A 577-nucleotide genomic window follows, 5' to 3' on the forward strand; every position below is an offset into this window, starting at 1 on the left:
AAAGAGTTTTCTCGCCTTAATGTGCCATTTGCAGTGTGTTACGTCACCGCGCGAAAAGAAGATGAAAAGCGGGTTGACTAGCTTTTAGGCTTTGCAGAAGTCAGCGCTCTTTTCTGTTTTAGCTGGTCAATCACATAGCTTGGTGCGACTTTTTCTAGTTCCGTCAAGCATTCATCCGTTTTCGGATTATCGTAACGAATATAGATATCACAAACCGCGTACAGTTGCTCTGGCGCGCCTGAAATCAAGTAAGCCTGTTCAAAAGATTTCACAGCCTTATCGACACTGAACTCTTCTTGTAGCACACCATTCAAATACCAAAAGTAGCTATTGTTTTTCGCCATGTTAGCCGCTTTTTCGATTTCATTTGCGGCTTGCTCTTTGTCGTTTAAACGAACGAGCGTCAAAGATTTCGAATAATGCAGGGCGGCATTGTCTGGAAGGCGTTCAATCGCTTTATCTAGTGTATCAATCGCTTCTTGCTCACGTTGCTGCGCGCGGTAATTGTCGGCTAAGTTCAGCCAAACATCTGGGTTTTCCGGCATTTTGGATAACAATGCTTGATAGATATCGTCCG

Annotated in this window: 1 protein-coding gene; it reads right to left on the minus strand. The window is 44.0% G+C overall.

From position 1 onward, the window contains the following. Window positions 1–77: 77 nt before the first annotated feature. On the minus strand, window positions 78–577 hold a 500-nt coding region (locus tag R7040_RS28500; RefSeq protein ID WP_318097891.1), incomplete at its 5' end, for a tetratricopeptide repeat protein.

It is taken from the genome of Vibrio sp. 1069 (assembly GCF_033340555.1).